The organism is Thermostichus sp. OS-CIW-30, from assembly GCF_054060215.1.
On the sequence record NZ_JBSSCZ010000004.1, the window covers coordinates 68823 to 90564 of the forward strand.

At 58.3% G+C, this 21742-nt stretch carries 21 protein-coding genes and 1 pseudogene; 9 read left to right on the forward strand and 13 right to left on the reverse strand.

Annotated features, from left to right (window positions below):
- Positions 1-398 precede the first annotated feature (398 nt).
- Positions 399-1133, forward strand: coding sequence for a protein-L-isoaspartate(D-aspartate) O-methyltransferase (locus ACVWZF_RS02585; RefSeq protein WP_457403335.1), 735 nt, complete (start codon positions 399-401; stop codon positions 1131-1133).
- Here the strand turns inward: ACVWZF_RS02585 and ACVWZF_RS02590 are convergent.
- Positions 1130-1870: a glycerophosphodiester phosphodiesterase gene (locus ACVWZF_RS02590; protein ID WP_457410749.1), complete on the reverse strand. Its 741-nt coding sequence runs from the start codon at positions 1868-1870 to the stop codon at positions 1130-1132. The two genes, ACVWZF_RS02585 and ACVWZF_RS02590, sit on opposite strands and share 4 nt — an antisense overlap.
- 361 nt (positions 1871-2231) lie before the next feature.
- Between ACVWZF_RS02590 and ACVWZF_RS02595 the strand changes: the two genes are divergently transcribed.
- A complete protein-coding gene (locus ACVWZF_RS02595; protein ID WP_011433765.1) occupies positions 2232-2417 on the forward strand; it encodes a hypothetical protein in 186 nt (61 codons plus the stop codon).
- A gap of 4 nt (positions 2418-2421) precedes the next feature.
- Here ACVWZF_RS02595 and ACVWZF_RS02600 read toward each other — a convergent pair whose 3' ends face one another.
- From ACVWZF_RS02600 to ACVWZF_RS02620, 5 genes are all read right to left on the reverse strand, one after another.
- Positions 2422-2907 carry a peroxiredoxin gene (locus ACVWZF_RS02600; RefSeq protein ID WP_238376979.1) on the reverse strand — a complete coding sequence of 162 codons (486 nt, stop codon included), beginning with the start codon at positions 2905-2907 and terminating at the stop codon, positions 2422-2424.
- A gap of 215 nt (positions 2908-3122) precedes the next feature.
- On the reverse strand, positions 3123-3581 hold the full coding sequence (locus tag ACVWZF_RS02605) for a GNAT family N-acetyltransferase (RefSeq protein WP_238376763.1): 459 nt from the start codon (positions 3579-3581) through the stop codon (positions 3123-3125).
- A 308-nt stretch (positions 3582-3889) separates the two neighbouring features.
- Positions 3890-4048 (reverse strand): hypothetical protein, encoded by a 159-nt coding sequence (locus ACVWZF_RS02610; RefSeq protein ID WP_011433768.1) that lies wholly within the window; start codon positions 4046-4048, stop codon positions 3890-3892.
- A gap of 825 nt (positions 4049-4873) precedes the next feature.
- Entirely contained in the window at positions 4874-5629 is a 756-nt protein-coding gene (locus ACVWZF_RS02615; RefSeq protein WP_011433769.1) for a precorrin-2 C(20)-methyltransferase, read from the reverse strand.
- 12 nt (positions 5630-5641) lie between these two features.
- Positions 5642-6055: an STAS domain-containing protein gene (locus ACVWZF_RS02620; RefSeq protein ID WP_011433770.1), complete on the reverse strand. Its 414-nt coding sequence runs from the start codon at positions 6053-6055 to the stop codon at positions 5642-5644.
- A 296-nt stretch (positions 6056-6351) separates the two neighbouring features.
- On the opposite strand from ACVWZF_RS02620, the gene ACVWZF_RS02625 reads away from it, so the two are divergent.
- Positions 6352-11190 carry a translocation/assembly module TamB domain-containing protein gene (locus ACVWZF_RS02625; RefSeq protein ID WP_011433771.1) on the forward strand — a complete coding sequence of 1613 codons (4839 nt, stop codon included), beginning with the start codon at positions 6352-6354 and terminating at the stop codon, positions 11188-11190.
- A gap of 80 nt (positions 11191-11270) precedes the next feature.
- Here the strand turns inward: ACVWZF_RS02625 and ACVWZF_RS02630 are convergent.
- Positions 11271-11516 (reverse strand): annotated as a pseudogene (locus ACVWZF_RS02630) (Mo-dependent nitrogenase C-terminal domain-containing protein); the annotation flags it as partial.
- Between the two features lie 717 nt (positions 11517-12233).
- Here ACVWZF_RS02630 and bchB point away from each other — a divergent pair.
- From bchB to coaD, 4 genes are all read left to right on the forward strand, one after another.
- Positions 12234-13766: a ferredoxin:protochlorophyllide reductase (ATP-dependent) subunit B gene (gene bchB, locus ACVWZF_RS02635; RefSeq protein WP_457410752.1), complete on the forward strand. Its 1533-nt coding sequence runs from the start codon at positions 12234-12236 to the stop codon at positions 13764-13766.
- Positions 13767-13822: 56 nt separating this feature from the next.
- Positions 13823-14827 carry a UDP-glucose 4-epimerase GalE gene (gene galE / locus ACVWZF_RS02640; RefSeq protein WP_457410776.1) on the forward strand — a complete coding sequence of 335 codons (1005 nt, stop codon included), beginning with the start codon at positions 13823-13825 and terminating at the stop codon, positions 14825-14827.
- A 66-nt stretch (positions 14828-14893) separates the two neighbouring features.
- The gene (cutA, locus tag ACVWZF_RS02645) at positions 14894-15229 is read left to right on the forward strand and encodes a divalent-cation tolerance protein CutA (RefSeq protein ID WP_414424577.1); all 336 of its coding nucleotides are present in this window, start codon (positions 14894-14896) and stop codon (positions 15227-15229) included.
- Positions 15230-15249: 20 nt separating this feature from the next.
- Complete coding sequence (coaD, locus tag ACVWZF_RS02650; RefSeq protein WP_011433776.1) at positions 15250-15729, forward strand: pantetheine-phosphate adenylyltransferase; 480 nt, start codon at positions 15250-15252, stop codon at positions 15727-15729.
- A 29-nt stretch (positions 15730-15758) separates the two neighbouring features.
- Here coaD and ACVWZF_RS02655 read toward each other — a convergent pair whose 3' ends face one another.
- From ACVWZF_RS02655 to ACVWZF_RS02665, 3 genes are all read right to left on the reverse strand, one after another.
- Positions 15759-16118, reverse strand: coding sequence for a pentapeptide repeat-containing protein (locus tag ACVWZF_RS02655; protein ID WP_414355752.1), 360 nt, complete (start codon positions 16116-16118; stop codon positions 15759-15761).
- Between the two features lie 148 nt (positions 16119-16266).
- Positions 16267-16776 carry an AtzH-like domain-containing protein gene (locus tag ACVWZF_RS02660; protein ID WP_457410754.1) on the reverse strand — a complete coding sequence of 170 codons (510 nt, stop codon included), beginning with the start codon at positions 16774-16776 and terminating at the stop codon, positions 16267-16269.
- A gap of 476 nt (positions 16777-17252) precedes the next feature.
- A complete protein-coding gene (locus ACVWZF_RS02665; RefSeq protein ID WP_457388162.1) occupies positions 17253-18269 on the reverse strand; it encodes an FHA domain-containing protein in 1017 nt (338 codons plus the stop codon).
- A gap of 182 nt (positions 18270-18451) precedes the next feature.
- On the opposite strand from ACVWZF_RS02665, the gene ACVWZF_RS02670 reads away from it, so the two are divergent.
- Positions 18452-18937, forward strand: coding sequence for a CGLD27 family protein (locus ACVWZF_RS02670; RefSeq protein WP_414390435.1), 486 nt, complete (start codon positions 18452-18454; stop codon positions 18935-18937).
- A 33-nt stretch (positions 18938-18970) separates the two neighbouring features.
- Positions 18971-19903 carry a bifunctional riboflavin kinase/FAD synthetase gene (locus ACVWZF_RS02675; protein ID WP_011433782.1) on the forward strand — a complete coding sequence of 311 codons (933 nt, stop codon included), beginning with the start codon at positions 18971-18973 and terminating at the stop codon, positions 19901-19903.
- Positions 19904-19909: 6 nt separating this feature from the next.
- Here ACVWZF_RS02675 and ACVWZF_RS02680 read toward each other — a convergent pair whose 3' ends face one another.
- The 3 genes from ACVWZF_RS02680 to ACVWZF_RS02690 all read right to left on the reverse strand — a co-directional run bounded on the left by ACVWZF_RS02680 (position 19910) and on the right by ACVWZF_RS02690 (position 21731).
- Complete coding sequence (locus ACVWZF_RS02680) at positions 19910-20368, reverse strand: molybdenum cofactor biosynthesis protein MoaE (RefSeq protein ID WP_041436693.1); 459 nt, start codon at positions 20366-20368, stop codon at positions 19910-19912.
- A 302-nt stretch (positions 20369-20670) separates the two neighbouring features.
- Positions 20671-21456 carry an adenosylcobinamide-GDP ribazoletransferase gene (locus ACVWZF_RS02685; protein ID WP_238376764.1) on the reverse strand — a complete coding sequence of 262 codons (786 nt, stop codon included), beginning with the start codon at positions 21454-21456 and terminating at the stop codon, positions 20671-20673.
- Positions 21453-21731 (reverse strand): hypothetical protein, encoded by a 279-nt coding sequence (locus tag ACVWZF_RS02690; protein WP_011433785.1) that lies wholly within the window; start codon positions 21729-21731, stop codon positions 21453-21455. Before ACVWZF_RS02690 ends, ACVWZF_RS02685 begins: the two co-directional genes overlap by 4 nt.
- Positions 21732-21742: the final 11 nt, after the last annotated feature.

The window sequence follows — 21742 nt, forward strand, 5'->3', positions numbered from 1 at the left end:
CTGCGAGCCTCACCTGAGGTTCAAATGAGGTTCAAGAAGGTCAAACAGGGTCAGGACAGAGGCTCTTGGGGATTCTGTTTGATTTTCTCATCTTCCAGTTTGGCAACAATCTCTTCATCAAGTGGTGAAGTCTTACCGAAAGTAAGTCAGGATTGGAATAGGACTCTACGGGCATTTTCCCCCTCACTCCTGCCTCCCCATTCAATGCTAGAAATTGGGTTAACTCGTAATATGCAGCAATCATCTCCGGCCTTTCTTGCAAGGGGGGAGAAGAGAGGCTGGAATCCTCAACCCCATAAAGTGAACAGCTTCAGTGCTATTGAGCAATGACCTCACAGCCCAGCAGTTGTAGCGGAGAAAAATCTGAGCGGCTCATCGTTTCTGGAGGTTGTGTATCGGTGATCAACCCATTCTCATCCTTCCGGTGGAGACATTCTTCTCGCTCTCCAGCTGGGATCCCAGAAGTTGAACCTCAGCCCCCAGACGCTTCCGATCCTTTTGCTTCCCAACGGGAGCAGATGGTCAAGAAACAGCTCATCAAACGAGGGATCCGAGATCCACGGGTACTGGAAGCCATGGGAAAAGTGCCGCGTCACCTTTTTGTCCCCTCTGATCTGCGGGATCGGGCCTACAGGGATTGCCCTCTGCCCATCGGCTATGGCCAGACCATTTCTCAGCCCTATATTGTTGCTTTTATGACAGAAGCTGCTCGCCTCACGCCTGAATCGGTGGTGTTGGAAATCGGCACCGGCTCCGGCTATCAGGCGGCTGTTTTGGCAGAGCTGGCCCGGCAAGTGTATAGCCTGGAGCGTCTGTCCCCATTGGCTGCTCAAGCTCAACAAACCCTCGCTGCCCTGGGCTATCGCAACGTGGAAGTGCGTCAGGGAGATGGCTACCAAGGTTGGCCGGAGCATGCTCCCTACGATGCCATCGTGGTGACGGCAGCGCCCCCAACTGTGCCCATGGTGCTGCTAGATCAACTGGCGGTGGGGGGCACCTTGGTGGTGCCGGTGGGAGAAAGCCCTTCGGACTCCGGTGCCCAGGGATCCCAGTCCTTGCTGATCCTCTGCAAAACAGCCCAAGGATGGGTTCAAAAAGGGGCTTTTCCGGTGCAGTTTGTGCCCATGGTCTAGGGTTTTGCCCCCTCTACTCCTGCCAAAAGGTGGGCGCGAATTTGCAAAGCCAATTGGGGACGGTCGGTAATCAACCCTTGAACAACGGGATTTTGTCCTACTGAGCCGGCAAATGGCTGCAAGCACAACTTCATCACTTCAGGATCGTTCACCGTCCAAACGTACAGAGGGATCCCGGCCTGTTCAGCTTCAGCCAAGAACTGCAAGTTCACCCAACTGTAGTGGGGGGCCAGAAAATCCGCTCCCAACTCCCGGCAACGGGTAAGTAAAGATCCCTTGGCTTGCTCCTCAGCCTTTGCCTCGATCAACAGGCCAACCTTGGGTTGCGGGGACAAAAGCGTTTTAACCCGCTGCACCACCTGAGGCAAAAAAGAGGTGATCACAAATTCTTCGGGGGTCAAAATATCGCTAACGAGGGCAAGGACTTGTTCCTCATAGCCTGCTTCTTTGAGTTCGATATCGAGGGTGATCTTGCCCTTGATATGTGACAGGGTCTCTTCAAGAGTGGGAATCGTGGGTTTGCGGGCCCGAATCTCGGCCCAAGTTAATGCGGCCAAAGGCTGTCCATCCAAATCGGCATCGTGAACAACCAGTGGGATCCCATCTCGGCTACAGCGCACATCCAGCTCAATTTGCTCGGCCCCCACTTCAACAGCAGCAGCAAAAGCGGCCAACGTGTTTTCCTCGGCGTGGGTGTGCTCCCCACGGTGGGCGACAATCTGGGTGTAGGGGAGCATGTCAGCACCTGTAAACTACCCGACACCAACCGCTAGGCGGTACGGAGCGGGCTTTTAGTAGCCCTGCAGTTAGCAAGCCAACCACGAGCCTCTGGGGTGGTTTACTGCACCCCCAATCGACCGTTACCAGTGCCCTAAACAACCGTTTCTGGTGTCCGCAGTATTATTATAGCATTCCTCCCGACACCGAACCTACGGGTACAGTGCGGGGCTCCTGCAATTTCTAGCTGAAGCGGGGTTGAGTGCCAGGTTGCGCAGCTCTATTATGATTGGCTCTCGGTGGTTCAGAAAGGGATCCCAGCAGGCGACACTCCCCCAGCGGAAGCGATAAGCTAGGAGAGTCAATTAGGTCTCTGAAGCTATGGACGCCGCCGAAATTGCCGCCTTGAAAGAGCGCATCAAGCTAATCCGCGAACGCCGGCCAGCGGTAGCCAAGCTGTTGGAAAAGCCAGACTTGGGCAGCTTGCGCGTGGATGTCAACCAAGCGCTGGAGGAGATCGACGAGTTGCTCCACGAGTTTGAGCAGACTTTTGGCCCGGAAAGCTAGAGGGCTAGTTCCTGATAAGCTGCTGCAACTGGGCCAGAACCTCAGCGCTGTGGCGGCTGGGGTTCACGATTGGGTCGATTTCTCGCAAAATCCCCTCCGGGTCGATCAAGAACGTATTGCGCAGGGCAACATCGCCCATCCAGGATCCGTAGGCTCGACTGACCGTGCCGTCGGGATCCGACAGCAAAGGAAACTGTAGCCCCTCTGCCGAGCAAAAGCGCCTGTGAGAGTCCACCGAGTCAGCGCTCACGCCCACAACCTGTGCCCCCATGGCCCGGAACTTGGGCAAATCTTGCTGAAAGCGGCGGGCCTCAATCGTACAGCCGGAAGTGAAGTCGCGGGGGTAAAAATACAACACCACCCACTCCCCCCGAAAATCCGCCAGCCGCCGTATTTGCCCGGATTGATCCGGCAATGCGAACTCCGGTGCCGGAGAACCTATTGGCGGGAGAGGAGTAGTTCCCCACTGGGCCCAGGCAGGCTGAGTCATCCCAAAGCCCACAAGCAGGCCCACAACCAATCCCATGAAAACCCTGCCCAATTCCCTCACTGCCCCTCCGAGACCTCTCTAGAACCCATCTCTAGTTTACATAACTTTATATGAGTCCAGGAACTCGCCTCACTGCGCAGAAGCAAGCCAGCGGGGTGGGAAGCATCTCCACTCTGCCAGCTCAATGTTGCCGCTTTGCCAATTCCTTTGCCAATTCAAGGTAACCACTTGCAGAGCAAAAGCTGCGGAGGGATCCCCAACCATCGCCAGAGTTGAGAGGTGCGTTCGATGGGGGTATAGCGCAGTTGAGCGTACAGTTGCCGCGCGGGGAGATTGTCTTCCAACACGTGCAGATGCAAACAGCGGTAGCCCCACCCTTTCGCCACCCCTTCAGCACTGAGCAAAAGCAGACGAGCAATTCCTCGCCGCCGCCAGCCGGGCAGCACCGCCAAGTTGGAGAGGTAGGGATACTTCCCGTAGGCTGTGACCCGCAAAGAGATCTCGGCAGTGCCCACCACTTCGGATCCCACCGCAGCTGCCAGACAGCAGTAGTGGGGATCCCTTGCGGCCAGCCTGAGGCGCAACTCTTCGCGAATGCCCAGCTTGCGAATTGGGTAGATCCAGCGTTGCAGGCCTGAGGGGGGATGAAAAACCTGGGCTAGAACTTCGGCCAAGGGATCCAGATCATTCGATGTAGCTGGGTAAACTACGGGGGAAGGCAACACAGGTTGAGATAGGGCAACCGCAAGCATTCTCCTTATTTTCCCAAACAACTTGCAAACAACAAAACAATAAGTGGTGACCCCCACGGGGAGCCACCACTGAACCGGTAGAACTTGGCCACAGGGAGGAAAACCACCCCTGCCGACGCGGACTAACCGCATCCAAGACTTAACTAAGACTTATTCAGTTGTCTTAACTTGTTTCCAATTTCTAGGCCAGCGCCAGTGGCCGCTCCGACACCAGAATCCGACTCTGAGGTTTACGATGAGATCTCCAGATCGCTAAAACGGCAGGCTGAGCCGTTGATGCGATAGATATCATCCGTGATGGGCTGGTAACCCACTTCCACCAGATCGGACTTGGCAGGAGCAAATATGCGGATAATTGCTCTAGCAATCTTTGAGAGAAAGGTAAACATAGCAACCTCCTGAAAGTGAGAGTGAAACTATGAACTGAGAGAACCTCGAATTGCTAAAGCCCGCAGTCCTTGTCCCACTGAGCGCTGGTTCCGACTCGCAGAGCTTGCAGGTTGAGAGCACCTGAACCTGATCACCGATTTTCCCACCCTGACTCGCTCATGAATGGAGACTCAAAATAGCCGGCTGAGCTTGTTGATCTGGCAAAACCACTTTTATTTGAGAATTATTTGAGGAACACCTAGAGCGCTCTCTCACTTTCCCAGTGGCTTGTGCAGCAAGCCCAACTGCTATCTGCTTAACTCCCTTGTTCTGCTTTGAGGAAAACCTGTCGTAGGTACCAGGTGCTCTGCTGAGCGAGACAACCACTTCTCAGGAGAGTCTGCCGAAGCAACGGATCGGAAGCTTGGATCAAAGCGTTGACCGACAGAGAATTTTGGACTTGAATTTTGGATTTGATTCAATCGAGAAGCGGTGCCTCGCGTTTGGGATGGGGATGAGATATTATCCTCCTCGCCTGAATCACCACATCCATAATCTAACCTATAGCCGATCTCTCCACCAAGGGCGGCAACCATTCTTAACAGGCTGGATCATTCCTTTAACTTGGTCTTTTCATCTCTTTTTGGTTCAGGTCAATGAGGGATCCCAGCATTCTGGATTCGGATTCCTCAGCCTCTTTCCGTCACAGGACACCTGATTTTTTGGGGAAACAAGCTGGCTCGGCGCGAGCCTTGAGCTAAACAGAAATAAACGCAAAAAAACAACGACCAACCCCTGCTTCGGGCTTAATCGCCGGAAGGAACTCATTCCCTATCCTAGAAAACTCATTCCAGCTGTAGCTCGTTTTCCAGGTTAAGAGAATCTTGATTTCGGGGCCGAGAACGCAGGATCAGCAGGGAAAAGTAGGGGGGCCGGTAGTCGGCCAGTCCTTCCAGGGTGGGGAAGAGGGTTTGCTGAGGCCAGCCGGCCCAGACCACCAAGCTGGCCTGTTGCAGCCAACCTCTTTCGGCCAGCCACTGCCAAACCTGAGGGTAGACAGAGGCCACTTTCATGAGGACGACTACCTCAGCCCAGGCACAAGCCTGCTCCAGTTCCGAGAGGGCAAACAGAGCCGGTAAAATCGCCAATTTCTCGGAGCCGAGCACCAAGGGGGATCCCAGGGCAGCAGCAGCGGCTAAGGGAGAGCACACCCCCGGTATGGCCTGGATGGGCAAGGCGGGGATCCGCTGCCGCAGGGCTTGGGCCACGTAGGCAAAGGTGCTGTAGAGGCCCACGTCTCCCTCACAGATGAAGGCGACATCTTCTCCCCTTTCTAGGAGTGGGGCCAGTTGCTGGGCAGCCGCTTGCCAGGCAGCTTGCAGGACTTCCGACCGGGTGACAAAGGGCAGGCGAAGCGGCAAGAGGGTTTGTTCCGGTCGCAGCCAAGGGCGCACAATCTGATAGGCCAGGCCCGGCTGGCCGGCGGCATTTTGGGGACAGGCCACCCAGTTGACCGTGCTGAGGATGCGGGCTGCTTTGACCGTGATCCAGTCGGGATCCCCTGCTCCAGCACTGATCCCCCAAAAGGTTCCCAGACCCATACTTATTACGTATCAGGCGGTCTCTGTACTGCCCGTACTTCCTTCCTTCAGGCGATCCAAGGCTTCCTGCAAGGAGTTGCGCAAAGATAGGAACTTCTCCAGGCGCACCAGTTTCACCGTTTGGGTAATGCGGGGGTTGCTCACCACCTGAAAGATACCTGCGCGGCCCTGCACCAGCTTGGCCAATTGCACCAGGGCGCCGACGCCAGAGCTGTCGATGAAGTCGATCCCTGTCAAATCCAGGATCAGGTTAGGGGATCCCTCTTCCAGGTATTTGGTGACCACCTTAACAAAGACCGGCTCGGAAAAGGCATCCAGAAGGCCAGTCAGGTGAAAGACCTGGCAGTTTTCCAGCGCCTCGCGGCTGCCGCGCAAGCTGACCGTCAGAGATAGGGGTTCCGGAATGGCTCTTCTCCTTTCAACCATCTCGACAGAAGGGAACACCTGAGAGAGGCCCCAGGGTGGGTTCAATCTCGGGTGTGGAGATAGCTTAGCATCCCCGTTCTCCGCGGGAGACGGTATTTTTCCGCGGGGTCTTCGGGGGAATTACGCCTGGGAGCAGGGATCTCTTCTTTCTGTTCCCTCGTGGCAAGCCAGGAGTCCTTGGGTAGGATGGGGGCAACTGTGCCGGCAAGGTCGGCCCGCAGTGCACGAATGGCTTTTGGGAGCCTGTCAGGTTTTTAAGGGGTAGGCGGTTGGGAGAGGATCACCGAGATCCAAAGATGCAGCAGCAACGATTCAACCTTTCCCCCATCACTCTAGCTGGGGTGGGTTTGGGCTTGACGGCTGCCGCCTTTGGTGCCGCCTGGGGAACAGGGATCTACCTTCAAGATCACGTGCTGCCGCAGGTGGAAGCAACCCTCTCGCAAGCGATGCGCCGGCGCGTGGAATTGGGGGAGGTGAGGTTTCTGGCCCCCTGGCAGGTGAGCTTGGGAGAAAGCCGCGTTGAACATCTGGCCAGTATCGGCTCCATCGACCTCAGCCCTGATTTCTGGACTTGGCTGCAGACGGGTCAGTGGGTGCTGAATGTTACCCTAAACCAGCCGCAACTGCTGCTGATGGAAACGCTGGATCGCGGCTGGGCGGATGTGCAGTTTCAACTGCCCGAAGGGGAGGGATCCCTGCCCTTGCATGGGCTGAACATCCGTTTGCGCCAGGGATCCCTGACGGCCATCCCTTTGGTGGGGGAGCGACGCCAGTTTGATCGGCTGCAGGGCCAGGTGCAGGTGTGGCTGACTCACAATGCCCCGCCAGGAGAGGAGGATCTTTTCGGGGGGCGGGCCAGTTTCCAGGCGACGGCACGGTTGCTCCCTCGGGAGGGGGAGGGGGGGTACCCCCTGCAGCTCAGGGGGGTGGCGGATTTTGCCCAGGCTTCCGGTTCGGTGACGCTTTCTGCAGCTCGTCTGCCTTTGGATCTCTTGCCCAGTGTGGTGCCGGCGGCCCCTTTTGCGGAGGTGCAGGGGGAAACTGGCTTGGATCTCCAGGTGCTCTGGCGGCGGGATCAACCGCTGGAGTTGACGGGGCAGGCCCAGGTTCAACAGGCTCGGCTGGATCTGGAGAGGTTGCCCCATCCTTTTGAAGAGGTGAAGGGCTCCGTTCGCTTTACCTTGCAGGGGTTGGAGCTGGAGGGGGTGAGCGGTCGCTTTGGTCAGCTTTCCTTTGCCGAGCTAAAAGGCCCGGTGGTCTGGGAGCAAGGACAGGGGTTTGGTTTGCAGGCGGAAGTAGCGCCGGCCCGCCTGCAGCAGATCCAAGAGACGTTTGCCTTTGGCCTGCCGGTGGCGGTGGAGGGGGTGGTAGGGGGATCCGTAGCGGTCACCGGAGCCTTGGATCAGCCGCAGATCCGGGGACAGTTGCGGGGGCTTTCGCCGGGGCAGGTGGATCGCCTGCCGGTGTCGGAGTATGCCTTTGGCTTCCGCTTTGCGGATCAAACCTTGGCCTTGGAAGCAATTGACCTCAAGACTGCAGGGGGTCGCATCCAAGGCTCCGGCCAGCTGCAATGGGCTGCCGGCTTGGCAGGCCAGTTCGATCTTCAAGTCAGCGGAGCCGACGTGGAGCAGGTGCTGGCCCTTTACGGCCTCAACCTGCCCCGCCGGGGCGCTCTTCCTTGGGTGGGGCCGGTTTCCGCTCAAGTGCAGGTGGCGCTGACGGGATCCCAACCGCGGGCGGAGGCCACCTGGGCAACCCAAGGGGGAGAGATCGCCGGAAGAGGGCAGCTCCAGCTCTTGCCAGAGGCTGACGGTTGGGTGGTGGAGGTGCCTCAGGCAGTCTTGGCTGTAGAAGGAGGGCAGGCGCAGGTGGCGGGGCGGTGGGCAGGAGGGCAAGTGCAAGCCCAGGTGAGCCCCCAGAATGTGCCGCTGGCTTTCTTTAACCCCCAATGGACGGGATCCCTCTCTGGCGAGCTGACGGCGCAGCTGGACAGGGCGGCGGCAGCAGAAGTGGGCTTCCTGGGGGCGTTGCGGGCGCAAGGGTCGCTGGCTTTGTTGCAGCCTTTGGGAGCGAGGGGACGGCAGTGGGTTGAGGGCATCCGCGGCCAGGTGACTTGGGAGGGATCCGGACTGCATATCCAGGAGGCGGAGGTGTTGGCAGGTGGCACTCGCCTGGCCAGGGTCGAAGGGCAGATCCCCTTGGATCCCCAGACGCTGCAGGTGGGATCCCTGGATCTGAGCTTTACCACCGATGGGATTGCGCTGGCAGAAGTACCCGGCCTGCCGCCGCTGGTGAAAGGAGTGCTGCAGGGATCCGGCCAGATCCGCGGACCTCTGGACACCTTGCAGGTGACTGGCAAGGCGCAGTTGCGGGGCTTGCAGGTGGGAGATGTGGCCTTTGAAGACTTGGCCGGGCCCTTTCAGGGGTCTGTTCAGGGGACGGAAGTGGATCTGCGGGGGAAGCGGGATCGACTGGCGCTGCAGTTGGATCCCCAGTTTCAGCCTTTGCAGTTTCAGGTGCAGCGGGGCGAGGCGGAAATTCGCGGCCAACGCCGGCAAGAGGAGCTCCAGGTGGCAGTGAACCAGTTGCCTCTGGCTTTGCTGGGGGGGGTGGCTGCCGGGCCGTGGGCCAGTCTGCAGGGAACCCTCGAGGGGGAGGTGGCAGTTGACCTGGCAAGCGGCGCCGCCCAAGGACGGGCTGCGGTGGCGGATCTGCAGTTGGGAGGGATCGAAGTACGGGGCTTTTCGGTGGATTTCGACTACCAGACTGCGGGCGACTCCGGCTCTCCCCGGCTGACCATTGCTCAAGCCCAACTGGATTTGTTTGAGAGCACCTACACCGCTAGCGGCACCCTGGAGCTGCCGGCGGATCCCCTCCAGGGCGGTTTGGAGTCTACTCCAGAGGTTTCCGTTCCTCAAATTAACCTAGAGATCAGCACCCGCCAGGGCCGCCTGGAAGACATCGTCTCTGCCTTTAAGTGGCGGCAGTGGCAAGACATCACCACTCGCGGCTTCCGGCGGCCCCCCTTGGGCCCTGCCTCGGCGTTAAAGACCGACCCGGTTGGTTTGCCCAACCATCCTCTCCTGGAGCAGCTGGAGTACTATGCCCAGATCTTGGCCGTCCACCTGGAGACCTTGGCCAGCCGCATGGATCCGCTGTTCGCGTCAGCGGTGCGGAGCACTTTCCCGCCGCCCACAAGTCTGCGAGGGGAATTCCAAGCCAGCGTTAGCCTGGTCGGCAGCCTCAACCGGCCTAGCGTCAGCTTTTACCTTGAGGGCCAGAATTGGCAGGCAGAGGAGTTTGGCATCGAAAGCCTTACTGCCAGGGGCAGCCTGGCTGGAGATGCAGTGGTGTTGGAGCCGCTGCGGTTGCGCAGTGGCGAACGTCAAGCCCTTTTTGTGGGCAAGCTGGGCCTAGAGGAACAGTCGGGATCCTTGCAAATCCAAGGATTGCCTCTGGCTTTGCTGGACCGCTTCCTGCCAGAGGAGCTGGAGCTGCAGGGGGATCTCAACCTGGACGTGGAGCTGGCCGGCAACCTGCGGGATCCCCATGCCCGCGGATCCCTGACAGTGGTCAACGCCCAGATCAACCAGGTGCCGCTGCGGGAGGTGGGAGGACAATTTGACTACCAGCGGGGGCAGCTGCGCCTGGACGGTGCCCTGCTGGCCAATGGTGACGAACCCATTCGCCTCTTTGGCCTAGTGCCCTACACCCTGCCCTTTGCCGAGGTGCGGGCCGAATCCGACCAGATCGACCTCACCCTGCAAGCCAAGCATGGCGGTCTGCGCCTGATCAACCTCTTCACCGACCAGGTGCGCTGGGAAGGCGGCCAAAGCCAACTGGAGCTGGCCATCCGCGGCACCTTGCGAGAGCCCAGCCTGCAGGGGAACTTGAGCGTCAACTCGGGGATCCTCAAGCTGGCAGCCCTGCCGGAGCCCATTACCGACCTCACAGGCCAGATCGCCTTTAACCTCAATCAGCTGCAAGTCCAGGAGCTGCGGGGACAGTTGGGGGGTGGATCCCTTTTGGCTGAAGGCTTTTTGCCCGTCAACTCTCGCGGTGCCCTGCAGATGGACGAAACCTCGCCACCCTTAACTCTGCAACTCCAAGGGATCCAGCTCAACCTGCCCAACCTCTACACTGGCCATCTGGACGGCGAGGTGGCTGTCAGAGGGCTGCTTCTGCAACCTTTGCTCGAGGGGCGGCTGGAGGTTTCTCAAGGGATCGTGGATGTCAGCCCCCGCCGGGCAGAACCTGAGGCCGCAACAGCTGCCGCCGGCTCGACTTCGCCGGATCCCTTCTGGCAGCCGCGGCTCAACGGACTGGAGCTGGTCTTGGGGCCAGGGATCCGCGTGCAGCGTCCCAATCTGTTTGAATTCAATGCTGCCGGCACCTTGCGCCTGTTTGGCACTCCCCAGGATCTGCGCCCAGCGGGCACCATTGCCCTAGAGCGAGGCCGCGTCAACCTGCCCCTTGCCAACTTTCGCCTGGATCGCTCCCGCTCCAATACCGCCACTTTTGACCTAGACAACCCCTTCGATCCCTTCCTGAACCTGCGCTTGATGACCCAGGCCATCGAGGTCTATCGCTTTCCCCAAGAGCTCTCCCCCTTTGACACCAACCGCAACCTGCCGGGATCCCAGCAGAGCATCGAGATTTTCGCCACGGTCAACGGGCGGGCCAGCCAGCTGGCTGAGGCGGATCCCCGCAACGGGGTTCTGGCCCTTTCCAGCAGCCCCAGCCGCTCCCCCGAAGAGATCGTCGCCCTCCTGGGAGGCACAGCTCTGGCCCGCCTCAACCCCGAAGCGGGAGTGGCCGGCCTGGCCGGAACTGCCTTGCTCAACGATGTGCTGGACACGCTGCGGGACACCCTGGGCCTAGACGAGGTGCGCATTAGCCCCGTCCCCCAGGTCGATACCCGCGCTGCCAACCGCTCCTCGATAGGGCTAGCGCTGGAGGTGGCCCGCGATCTGGGGCCAGCCACTTCCATCTCGGTGCAGCGCAACCTAACGGATCCCTTTCAGCCCACCCGCTACAGCGCCCGCTACCGCCTCAACAAGCAAACCCTCACCCGCGCCAGCACCGACCTCGAGGGCAACAATGTCATTTCCATCGAGTTTGAGACCCGCTTCTAATGGGATCCGCTCCGGAGTTTGGCAGCAGGCTTTGGATGGCCAGGGATCCCTTGAAAAAAGATTTAGTGGAAAAAGCTGCCTTACAGGTAACGGCTAATGTCTTCTCCTCGCTCCGCCAAAAACGACAAGGCCCGGAAGCGCAGCCCTGCCACCTGGTCGTAGAGGGGGTTGAGCTTACACATGGGCGGAATGTGCATCACCTTATGGCCAAACAGCACCACATCTCGCTCAAAGGGGCAGCGGGCCGGGATCCACTGGCAAAGGAAATGGGCCAAGCGTGGATCGCGGATGCTAAAGTTATCCATAGCCGATTGAATGGGACGCAACGGAGCCTGCAACCAGTCGCGCAGGCGACCCGTGGACTTGAAAAGCACAGAAGTCATGGAACCAGGCAGCTCCTGAGGAGCTTTGCGAGCACGTTGCCAAGAAATCGTTGTGGAACCCATAAGCTTTCACCTCAACCTTTGAAGAAGCAGCAGCCTTTGGTCGGTTACGGCGCGCAAAATTACTAGCCATCGACAATTCTCTGTGTCGAGCTTGTATTCAGGGAAACATTAGCCATCTCTCTTCCCTCTGTTAGTCTGCCTTCTCCAACGGAAAGCTTGCTTCTGTAAACAAGAATCTCTGCTCAACGTTGTAGAGCTACATGTTTTGTCTCCAAAAGTTAACATGTAACGAAAAATACAAAAACTCCTCTGCTCTTGTCTGCTAGCCGATTCACCTGTCAGGATCCCTGAGGTTCCTCAGCTTGAACTTTGGGGCCAGATGGGTATCCATCGCTCCTATTTCTAGGATGGAACAAGCCCTTTGGGCGGAGTAGGGGGATCCCCGTAATCACACTTGCCTTGGCAGGGTTGTTTTTCTTTTGATCGAGTTTGGCTTGGGAGCGTCTCGGTTGGGAGTTACGGAGGATAACAGCCAAGGGATGCCGGCTGCTGGGCGTTCTACAATGCCAGGAGAGATTCCCAGCGGGTGCACATCCGGCGGTGGGTTGGGATCACCGATCTTGTCCTTGTCTTTTTTTATTTGATGAGAGGCTGCCCATGAAATTGGCCTATTGGATGTACGCTGGCCCTGCCCATATCGGCACGCTGCGGGTGGCCAGCTCCTTCAAAAACGTTCACAGCATCATGCACGCTCCTCTGGGAGACGACTATTTCAACGTGATGCGTTCCATGTTGGAGCGAGAGCGGGATTTTACTCCGGTAACCACCAGCGTCGTTGACCGGCAGGTGTTGGCGCGGGGATCCGACGAAAAGGTGATTCGCAACATCGTCCGCAAAGACGGCGAGGAGCAGCCGGATCTGATCGTCGTCACCCCCACCTGCACCTCTAGCATTTTGCAGGAAGATCTGCATCACTTTGTCCGGCAGGCCCAGTTGGCCAGTCGCTGCGATGTGGTGCTGGCAGATGTCAACCACTACCGGGTTAACGAATTGCAGGCAGCGGATCGCACCCTGCAGCAGATTGTGGAGTTCTATATCACCAAAGCTCGCAAAAGCGGTGAGTTAGACGGCCTGCCCCAAAAGACGGAGCGGCCTTCCTGTAACATCCTTGGCATTTCCAGCCTAGGGTTTCACAATGCCCATGATCTGCGGGAGCTGAAGGCGCTGCTGCGAGATCTGGATATCGATCTCAATCTGGTGATCCCCCAGGGAGCCAGCGTCCACGATCTCAAACACCTGGGGCGGGCTTGGTTTAATGTGGTGCCCTACCGGGAGCTGGGGCCGATGACAGCTCGCTATCTGCAGCAGGAATTCGGCATGCCTTACATTGAGATCACCCCGATGGGGGTGGTGGAAACGGCTCGCTTCATCCGCCAGATCCAGCAGATCCTAAACGAGCAAGGGATCCCTGTCGATTACGAAGCCTACATCCAGGAGCAAACGCTGCACATTTCCCAAGCGGCCTGGTTTTCCCGCTCCATCGACTGCCAAAACCTAACCGGCAAAAAAGCGGTGGTCTTCGGGGATTCCACCCACGCGGCGGCCATCACCAAAATCCTGGCCCGCGAGATGGGGATCCACGTGGTGTGGGCGGGCAGCTATTGCACCTACGATGGGGAGTGGTTCCAGGCAGAGGTGGGAGGGTATTGCGATCAGATCTTGATGACGGAGGATCACACCCGCGTGGCGGACGCCATTGCCCAGGCGGAACCTGCCGCGATTTTCGGCACCCAGATGGAGCGGCATGTGGGCAAACGGCTGCGGATCCCTTGTGGGGTCATCTCGGCCCCCATCCACGTGCAGGATTTCCCTATCGGCTACCGGCCCTTTTTGGGCTATGAGGGCGCCAACCAAATTGTGGACTTGATCTACAACTCCTTTACCCTGGGCATGGAAGATCATCTGCTGGAAATCTTCGGTGGCCACGACACCAAGGAGGTGATTCACAAGAGCCTGAGCGCCGATTCCGACCTCATCTGGACGCGGGAAGCCCAGGCGGAGCTGAACAAGGTGCCCGGCTTTGTGCGCGGCAAGGTTAAACGCAACACCGAAAAATTTGCCCGCGAACGAGGCTTGACCGAGATCAGTGTGGAGGTCATGTACGCCGCCAAAGAAGCTTTTGGAGCTTGAAGGGATCCCGTTGACAACCTTTACCCTGGGTGGGATCTTCCATCTGACGTTTGCCTATGCGTCTCCTGGTTACCGGCGGGGCGGGCTACATCGGCAGCCACACCTGCAAAGCTCTGGCGGCCTCTGGCCATCTGCCCATCACTTACGACAACTTGGTTTACGGGCACCCCTGGGCAGTTCGCTGGGGGCCGTTGGAGATTGGGGATCTCGCCGACCGCCAGCGGCTTGATCAAGTCATCCAACACTATCGCCCGGAAGGGGTGATCCACTTTGCTGCCTATGCCTATGTGGGCGAGTCGGTCAAGGATCCCGGCAAATACTACCGCAACAATGTGGCCGGATCCCTGAGTTTGTTGGAGGCCATGCGGGATCACGGGATCCCTTACATAGTGTTCTCCAGCACCTGTGCCACTTATGGGGTGCCAGAGCGGATTCCTATTCCCGAAAGTCATCCGCAACGTCCCATCAACCCCTACGGCCAGAGCAAGCTGATGGTGGAGCAGATCTTGCAAGATTTCCAGGTTGCCCACGGGATCCGATCCATTAGCCTGCGCTACTTCAATGCCGCCGGAGCCGATCCCGATGGCGAAATTGGGGAGGCCCACGACCCGGAAACCCACTTGATCCCCTTGGTGTTGGAGGTCGCCGGCGGCCAACGTCTTCACATCACGGTTTTTGGAGATGACTACGATACCCCCGATGGCACCTGTATCCGAGACTACATCCATGTCACCGACCTGGCGCAAGCCCACGTGTTGGCAATAGAAGCGCTGGCCTCTGGCCGGCCCATACAACCAGCCTACAACCTGGGCAATGGCCGAGGCTTTTCCGTCAAAGAGGTCATTGCCACCGCAGCAGCCGTGACCGGAAAGCGGATCCCGGTGCAAATGGGAGCACGTCGACCTGGGGATCCCCCGCGCTTGGTGGGCGATGCCGGTGCCATCCTTCGCGATCTCAACTGGAAACCTCTCTACACCGACTTGGCCGAGATCATTCAAACTGCCTGGCGCTGGCACCAGAAGCGACCCTACTTTGGGAAAGCCAAGCCCTCGGTGAGCTAGGAACGCCTAGCCCGGCGGGCGATAGGATAGGGAGAAACCGCCCGGCTAACAACTTCCCCGCCCCGCATGGACGACAAGATCACACCCGATACCCTCGCGGTTGTCATGACCACGGTGGGATCCGAAGCCGAGGCCCATCGCTTGGCTCATACCTTGGTGGCCGAACGTTATGTGGCCTGTGCCCAGGTCTTGCCCGGGATCACGTCCTACTATCGTTGGCAGGGATCCCTGCAGACCGATGCCGAGTTCCTCATCCTGCTCAAATTGCCCGCAACTGCCTACCCCCGCCTGGAACAACGGCTGCGAGAGCTGCACCCCTACGCTGAGCCCGAGATCCTGGCTCTGGCAGCCACTCAAGTGAGCACAACCTATTTGGCTTGGGCCCGAGACCAGGTAGGGTGAGGAATAGCACGAGGTTGGCCATGATCGCCCTCTACCCCGGCAGCTTTGACCCCATTACCCTTGGGCATCTCGATGTTATCGAGCGAGCCAGTCGTCTCTTTTCTAAGGTGATTGTCGCCGTCTTGAAAAACCCCAACAAAACCCCTCTGTTCAGCCCCGAGCAGCGGCAGGCCCAGATTAGCCTGTCCACAGCCCATCTCAAAAATGTTGAAGTTGATACGTTTTCAGGTCTGACGGTGGCCTACGCCCGCCAACGGGGGGCAAAGGTGATCGTGCGCGGCTTGCGAGTTTTGTCGGACTTCGATGTGGAGCTGCAAATGGCCCACACCAACAAGCTGCTGGCTCCCGAACTGGAAACTTTGTTCCTTGCCACCGCCAGCGAGCACAGTTTTGTCAGCAGCAGCCTGGTGAAGGAGGTCGCCAAGCTGGGCGGCCCCATCGATCATCTGGTGCCCGCTCCGGTGATTCGAGATTTGCGGGAGCGCTTTCCCTTGGCCTGAGGGCTCAGGGATCCCCTCTCCTTCCCCAATCAAAATTCAAAGGGCTGCATCCCTGCCGTCACCGGATCAAACCCCACCGGGAAGCAGGTGCTGTGATTGTAGAGGGATCCCCTCAAATTGGCCCCTTCCAAGCAGGCTCCCTCAAGGTCGGCATAGCGCAGGTCGGCACAGCGCAGGTCGGCCTTTGCCAGATTGCTGCCCCGCAGGTTGGCGTAGCGCAGGTTAGCCCCATGCAAATCGGATCCCTCGAGATTGGCCCCTCGCAGATCGGCCCCCCTCAAGAAGGCATACTCCAAGCAGGACTGGGGAAAATGGCGCTCTCCCTGCCGGTAGCGGCTGAGCAACTCTGAGGCCCCTTGTAGAGCACACTGGGCAATGGTTTGAGTCATGGTACTGCTCCCAAATCAGACTGGATGCCTTATCTCTATCCTCATCCCTATCATCGGGTTGACCGGGTTTTGATCATCCCTGCTTAACAAATGATTTCAGTTTTTGAGTGGATTGTTGCCCCCAAGTTTTTTTTGGAAAGATCTATCCTCAGAGATATCGAAGGCTTTCCCAATCGGCAGCTTGTGCGGCAATGTTTCTTAATTCTTTTTGTGAAGGATGCTTAACGGCTGGGCTTGATCGCCAACTCCAAGCCCCACCGGGAGCGCAAGCTGACCTGATCTTGCTGGGTTGTATGGATCCCTCAATTTCTTCTTTTTCCAAAAACGACACGTAGGCAGAGACGATCTTCCAGCCGATATCGGGGAACCTGTACCCCATCTGGCTTTGGCGGCCCAAGCGAGGGATCCCGTTCACCGGACGGCGAAACTCTAGGGTGACCGAGCCGCAATCCGCCCCAAAGGTGACTACCTGCAAACGCAGCATCTCGCGGGCCAAATTCGTGGGAGGACGCCGTTGGCGAAAAGCCTTGATCTCGTCTCCCCCGTAGAGATTTTCCCCCACACCAAAGCGCACCACCTGGGGGCTATCCCAAAACAGGCGGTTCAGGGTGGGCACATCATTGCTCGTCAGGGCAGCTTCGTACTGATGGTAGAGCATGCCTCTAACCCCCAAAACCCTGAACTTTGCTGAATTTACTGAGCTTTAGGCGGTTTGGCAAAAGTCATTGAGAGGGATATAGTAGACCAAGTTTCCCCCTGATCCTTGAGTCCACCGCAACGGTTGCCGGGAAGTGAAGGGGGAAAGCGCTCGGGGGGTATTCCTCAGGGCTTTGCGGGATACCGCCTTCCTGTTTGGACTCCGTCCCGCTGACGCGAACAGAGATAGGCAGGATGCGATCGCTTCTTTCCTGAACCATGTTCAGGAGAGTTCAGCGTGAATGTATCAGTTCGGTTAGCTCTGCCACCACCTCGGGGCGATTCACCACACTCATGGGCCGGGCTCTCGTGCAATCGAAATGGGACCCTATCGGCTCCAGGAGCAGCAGGAGGTTCTGGAAGAACAGCGGGATCCCCCACCTTGCTCTGTCAGACAGCAGACAGCGGCAAGACATCTCCGGGTAGTCGGATCCAAGTCTAGGGGCTGAGAACGGCTTGCAAAGACCGCACATCGCAGTAGTACACCTGATGGCGGTGGGCATACCCCTTCAGCTCCACAGCCTGATGGGAGAAGCAGGCGGCTGCCTGCCCCAGCTGTTTGGCCAAGCAGGTATAGGTGTCCTGGCTGATCGCCAGGTCGGCGTTGAGGGTGCGGGTAGCGCTCTCGATGCGAAAGGCCAAATTCACCGTATCTCCCAGAGCCGTATATTCTTGGCGGGTGTTGTTGCCCACCTGGCGCACGATTGCCGAGCCTGTGTTGACCCCTGCCCCCAGACGAATGGGAGAAGGCAGCGGAAACTCACCGTTCAGCTGCTCGGTCATTTGAAACAGCTTCGCTATGGCCTGCAAAACCGACTTCACATCGAGGTGAATTCCCGGCACTTCCGTGCCCAGAGAAGCAGTGTTGGCTTGGGGCACATGGAACCAAACGGCCATAATCGCATCGCCAATGTATTTATCGACAGTGCCCCCGTACTGCTGAATGATATCCCCACCCCGCCGGAACCAATCGCCCATCACCTGGGAAAGCAGGCGCTCGTCCAGTTGTTGAGTCAGTTGTCCGTAACCTCGCACATCCACCACCGCCACCGAGATCAGCCAGCGGGTTTGTAAAACCAGGGTGTCCGAAGGTTTGGCCGCGGGGCTGGGTTCTGAGCTGGCCAGGGATCCGCTGTGGAACTCCAGCTGGGATTGTCCAAGGGTGAGGTGATCCCCATCCTGCAGCAGGGTGGGAATGCTGACGCGGCGATTGTTGACAAACGAGCCGTTGCGGCTGCCCAGATCGATGAGATAGATGCTGTTGTTGTCGAGGTATTGCAGCAGGGCATGTTGGCGGGAAACGCTGGGATCGCTCAAGACGATGGCGTTGTCCTCATCACGGCCTAGGGTCCAAGCGGTCGCTCCCGAGAGAACGTGTTTTCTTTGGCTGCCATCCGGCTCTTTTAAGACTACATAGGGTGCGGCAGTGGCGGCAGATTCGCTCGTGACGCTCATGATGGGATAAGTTGTAGACGCGACCACACTTCAATAAATACGATACCCCGCTTGCCTTCGGTTGATGGGGGGTATCCGGGCTCGATTTCTGAGCCGCCTCTGCTGGGAGATGGAGGTCTGAGGATGGGCTTGGCGGGGGGCCGACCCGACCGGTATCATTTTGTGTAGATACGTTAAGGCGTATGCTGGATCCCTTCCATCCCATTCCCGCTGAGCAACAGCCGCTCCGGCAATATGCAGAGCTGAGGGAAGCCTTTCCTTTTTCCTGGCCTGCTTTGGGGTGGATCCCTTACTTAAAACGAATCTTTGGGGTTTGGGGAGCTGTTGTGCTGGCGGTTTCCCCGCTGGTTTGGAGCAGCTTTGCCGGAGATTGGGGCCACTTTGTCTCTGGGTCGGTGCTGGGGGCCAATGTCTTGCTCGGCCTGGTGTTGCTCCATCTCTACTTGGGATGGGCTTATGTGCGGCGGCGCTTGGTACAAGCCCAGATTCCCTATGAAGAAAGTGGCTGGTACGATGGGGCGATGTATGCCAAGTCAGAAGAGGAGCTGGCTCAGCATCGGCTGATTGTCAGGTATCAGATTGATCCTGTGTTGCAGCGCCTGCGACGGAGCTTGTGGGGCGTAGTGGGCTTGAGTGGGTTGGTGGCCCTGCTGTGGCCTCTGGGGTAGGCAGTTGGTTGGCTGTTTTTAGGATCCCGAACAGTGCACATCACTTCTGATCTGGCTCAAACCTTGCGACCCACCGCTGTGGCCATCGGGAACTTCGATGGCTTGCATCTGGGCCATCAGAAGGTGCTGCAGCCGATTCGAGATTCTCTTCAGGGGGTACGTACTGTCCTCACCTTTCATCCCCATCCCCAGGAAGTCTTGACGAGGCGGCCTCAGCTGTTGCTCACTCCCCCTGCCGAAAAGCTGGATCTGTTGGCGCAAATGGGCTTTGAGCAGGTGGTACTGCTCCCCTTCACCCCTGCATTTGCCTGCCAGCCCCCCCAAGAGTTTATCCAAACGGTACTTGAACAGGGCCTGCGCGTTCGCCATCTCAGCGTCGGTTGGGATTTTTGCTTTGGTCACCGTCGCTCCGGCAACGCCCAAACGCTCCAGGCTTGGGGATCCGAGCGCTGCATTCCGGTGGAGGTAATCCCGGAGACGAAACTCAACGGGGAACGGGTGAGCAGCTCTCGCATTCGAGCTGCCTTGGCGACTGGGGAGGTGTCCACCGCCGAAGCGCTCTTGGGTCGTCCTTACCGGCTAACGGGAGAAGTGGTGCAAGGGGATCAGCGGGGCCGACAACTGGGCTTTCCCACCGCCAACCTCCGCTTGCCTCCGGAGAAGTTTTTGCCCCGCGATGGGGTGTACAGCGTTTGGGTGGATGTGCCTGCTGCTGCGGCAGCTCTACCTGGGGTGATGAACATTGGCCATCGGCCCACCTTTGCCGGTTTACAGCACACCGTCGAGGTGCATCTATTGGATTGGACAGGAGATCTCTACAGGCAAGAGGTGCGGGTGGCGCTACGGGGCTTTATCCGCCCAGAGCGGAGATTTCCCACGGTGGCAGATTTGATTCAGCAAATTCAGCAAGATTGCCAAACAGCCCGCCAGCAATTGGGTTTGGCTGAGCAAGTGGGTATGGTGTAGGGGGATCTATGCCGAAGAGAGCTCGCAAGCGCCAAGGCTCACCCAGGCGCTGGTGCCATCTCGCCAGTATTCTTTTTTCCAGATGGGGGCGTTGTGCTTGAGGGTGTCGATGGCAAATTGGCAGGCAGCAAACCCTTCGGCCCGATGAGGGGTGCCCACCGCCACCAAGACGCTGATCTCGCCAATGCGCAGCTTGCCGATGCGGTGGTGGATGACCACACTGTTGGCATCTGGCCAGCGCTGCTGAATTTGTCGGGCAATATCGGCGAAGACCTTCAGGGCCATGGGCTCATAGGCTTGGTATTCCAGGTAATCGACAGGGCGGCCATTGGTGTTGTCTCGAACGGTACCGCTCATCACCACCACGGCCCCATTGCCCGGATGGTAGGCCTCTTGGTGGACACGGTCGATGGACAGGGGAGCCAGGGTAATCTGGAAGGAAGTCTTCAGGACGGTCAGGAGCATGACTCTAGTCAATAATAAGCTCAACTATACTGAAAATAATGTATAATATGTTCAGTACGGATTACTACCAGTTGATCTTTCTGTTTACTTTCGAGTCTGCCAACATGGTAGCCAAAGCAAAGCAGAAAATTGGTAGTAAGACGACACGGAAACTGCGCTTTGGGTATTCTACTCAAAGCTTTGCGGGATACCGCCATTCTGTTTGGACTCCGTCCCGCTAACGCGAATGGAAACAAACAGAATGCTATCGCTGCATAGTTGAACAGTGATGTTCAGCAGTGTTCAGCGTAAATGTATCAGATTCATGATGGCCCAATAAGGGATCCCCACAGCAATGCTATCGCTTCTGACCATTCCACCGTAGCTCCGTAGGTATCGCCCGTGTGTCCTCCCAACTGGCGGTAGATCCAGTAGCCCACGGCCCAAGCCCCCAGGGCGGATCCCAGCGTCCAGAGCAGCAAAGGGGGCCAAGCCAAGATCCCAGCCCAGCCCAACCCCCCGGTGATGGCCAGCACAAGCAGAGTGCCCGGCCACAGGGATCCCGGCAGGGAAGTGGAGTCTTTGAGGAAGCGGGCGGATCCCTGCTCTCGCAGATAGGGGTACAGGGCAATGGCGAGCAACTGGCCCCAACGCCCCCAGGCGGGCACCAGCAGCAAGAGGGGCCAAGCTCGAACGCTGCTCAGGGCAGCAAATTTCAGCAGCAGCAGCAGCACCAAGGCCAGTACCCCATAGGCCCCGGTGTGGCTATCGCTCATCACCTGCAGACGGCGACGGGATCCCTGCAAGTCAGATTTTTGCCCATCCTCAGTTGACCGTTCCGGATCCCCTTTGTAAGGATTCTTGTGGACATTGATCGCCAAGCCATCGGCAGTATCGGCCACCCCGTCCAGGTGCAGCCCACCGGTCAAGAGAACCCACAGGGCCAAGAGCAAAGCGGCCCGCACCGGATTGGGGAAAATCTGCAGCAGGATCCCAGCCAGGGAGAGGATCCCGCCCAGCAACACACCTACCCCTGGCAGCCAGGCGGCAATGCCCTCAAACGGCAAGTCTCCGACCCACCCCAGAGGCAGGGCCGTGTAGAAAGTCAAGGCTGCCCAGAAGCGCCGCAATCGCTCAGTCCTTGAGTCTGTGTAAAGGGATCCGCCAATCCAGCCCTCTGGGAGAGAAAATAGGAATCCTTGCGAACGGTGCGCCCCACCACGATGGTGAGCTTGACAATGGTGAGCTTGGCCACCAAAGCTCCGATGGCGCCCACCGCGGCCAACACCAGAAAGAGGGCTGCTTTTTCAGAAAGACTGGGATCCGCGGAGTCTGGTTCGAGTTCATGCTGAAGATCCTCCATCGCGCGGGTTGGCAGTTCCAACTCAGTCTGCC

Bases quoted from the DNA above. Each gene is read 5' to 3' on its own strand.
- ACVWZF_RS02600 (WP_238376979.1), bottom strand. From the start codon at position 2,907: ATGACTCAGCCTGCCTGGGCCCAGTGGGGAACTACTCCTCTCCCGCCA.
- ACVWZF_RS02665 (WP_457388162.1), bottom strand. From the start codon at position 18,269: ATGAGCGTCACGAGCGAATCTGCCGCCACTGCCGCACCCTATGTAGTC.
- coaD (WP_011433776.1), top strand. From the start codon at position 15,250: ATGATCGCCCTCTACCCCGGCAGCTTTGACCCCATTACCCTTGGGCAT.
- galE (WP_457410776.1), top strand. From the start codon at position 13,823: ATGCGTCTCCTGGTTACCGGCGGGGCGGGCTACATCGGCAGCCACACC.
- ACVWZF_RS02595 (WP_011433765.1), top strand. From the start codon at position 2,232: ATGGACGCCGCCGAAATTGCCGCCTTGAAAGAGCGCATCAAGCTAATC.
- ACVWZF_RS02620 (WP_011433770.1), bottom strand. From the start codon at position 6,055: ATGGTTGAAAGGAGAAGAGCCATTCCGGAACCCCTATCTCTGACGGTC.
- ACVWZF_RS02610 (WP_011433768.1), bottom strand. From the start codon at position 4,048: ATGTTTACCTTTCTCTCAAAGATTGCTAGAGCAATTATCCGCATATTT.
- cutA (WP_414424577.1), top strand. From the start codon at position 14,894: ATGGACGACAAGATCACACCCGATACCCTCGCGGTTGTCATGACCACG.
- ACVWZF_RS02655 (WP_414355752.1), bottom strand. From the start codon at position 16,118: ATGACTCAAACCATTGCCCAGTGTGCTCTACAAGGGGCCTCAGAGTTG.
- ACVWZF_RS02590 (WP_457410749.1), bottom strand. From the start codon at position 1,870: ATGCTCCCCTACACCCAGATTGTCGCCCACCGTGGGGAGCACACCCAC.
- ACVWZF_RS02670 (WP_414390435.1), top strand. From the start codon at position 18,452: ATGCTGGATCCCTTCCATCCCATTCCCGCTGAGCAACAGCCGCTCCGG.
- ACVWZF_RS02625 (WP_011433771.1), top strand. From the start codon at position 6,352: ATGCAGCAGCAACGATTCAACCTTTCCCCCATCACTCTAGCTGGGGTG.
- ACVWZF_RS02680 (WP_041436693.1), bottom strand. From the start codon at position 20,368: ATGCTCCTGACCGTCCTGAAGACTTCCTTCCAGATTACCCTGGCTCCC.
- ACVWZF_RS02615 (WP_011433769.1), bottom strand. From the start codon at position 5,629: ATGGGTCTGGGAACCTTTTGGGGGATCAGTGCTGGAGCAGGGGATCCC.
- ACVWZF_RS02660 (WP_457410754.1), bottom strand. From the start codon at position 16,776: ATGCTCTACCATCAGTACGAAGCTGCCCTGACGAGCAATGATGTGCCC.
- bchB (WP_457410752.1), top strand. From the start codon at position 12,234: ATGAAATTGGCCTATTGGATGTACGCTGGCCCTGCCCATATCGGCACG.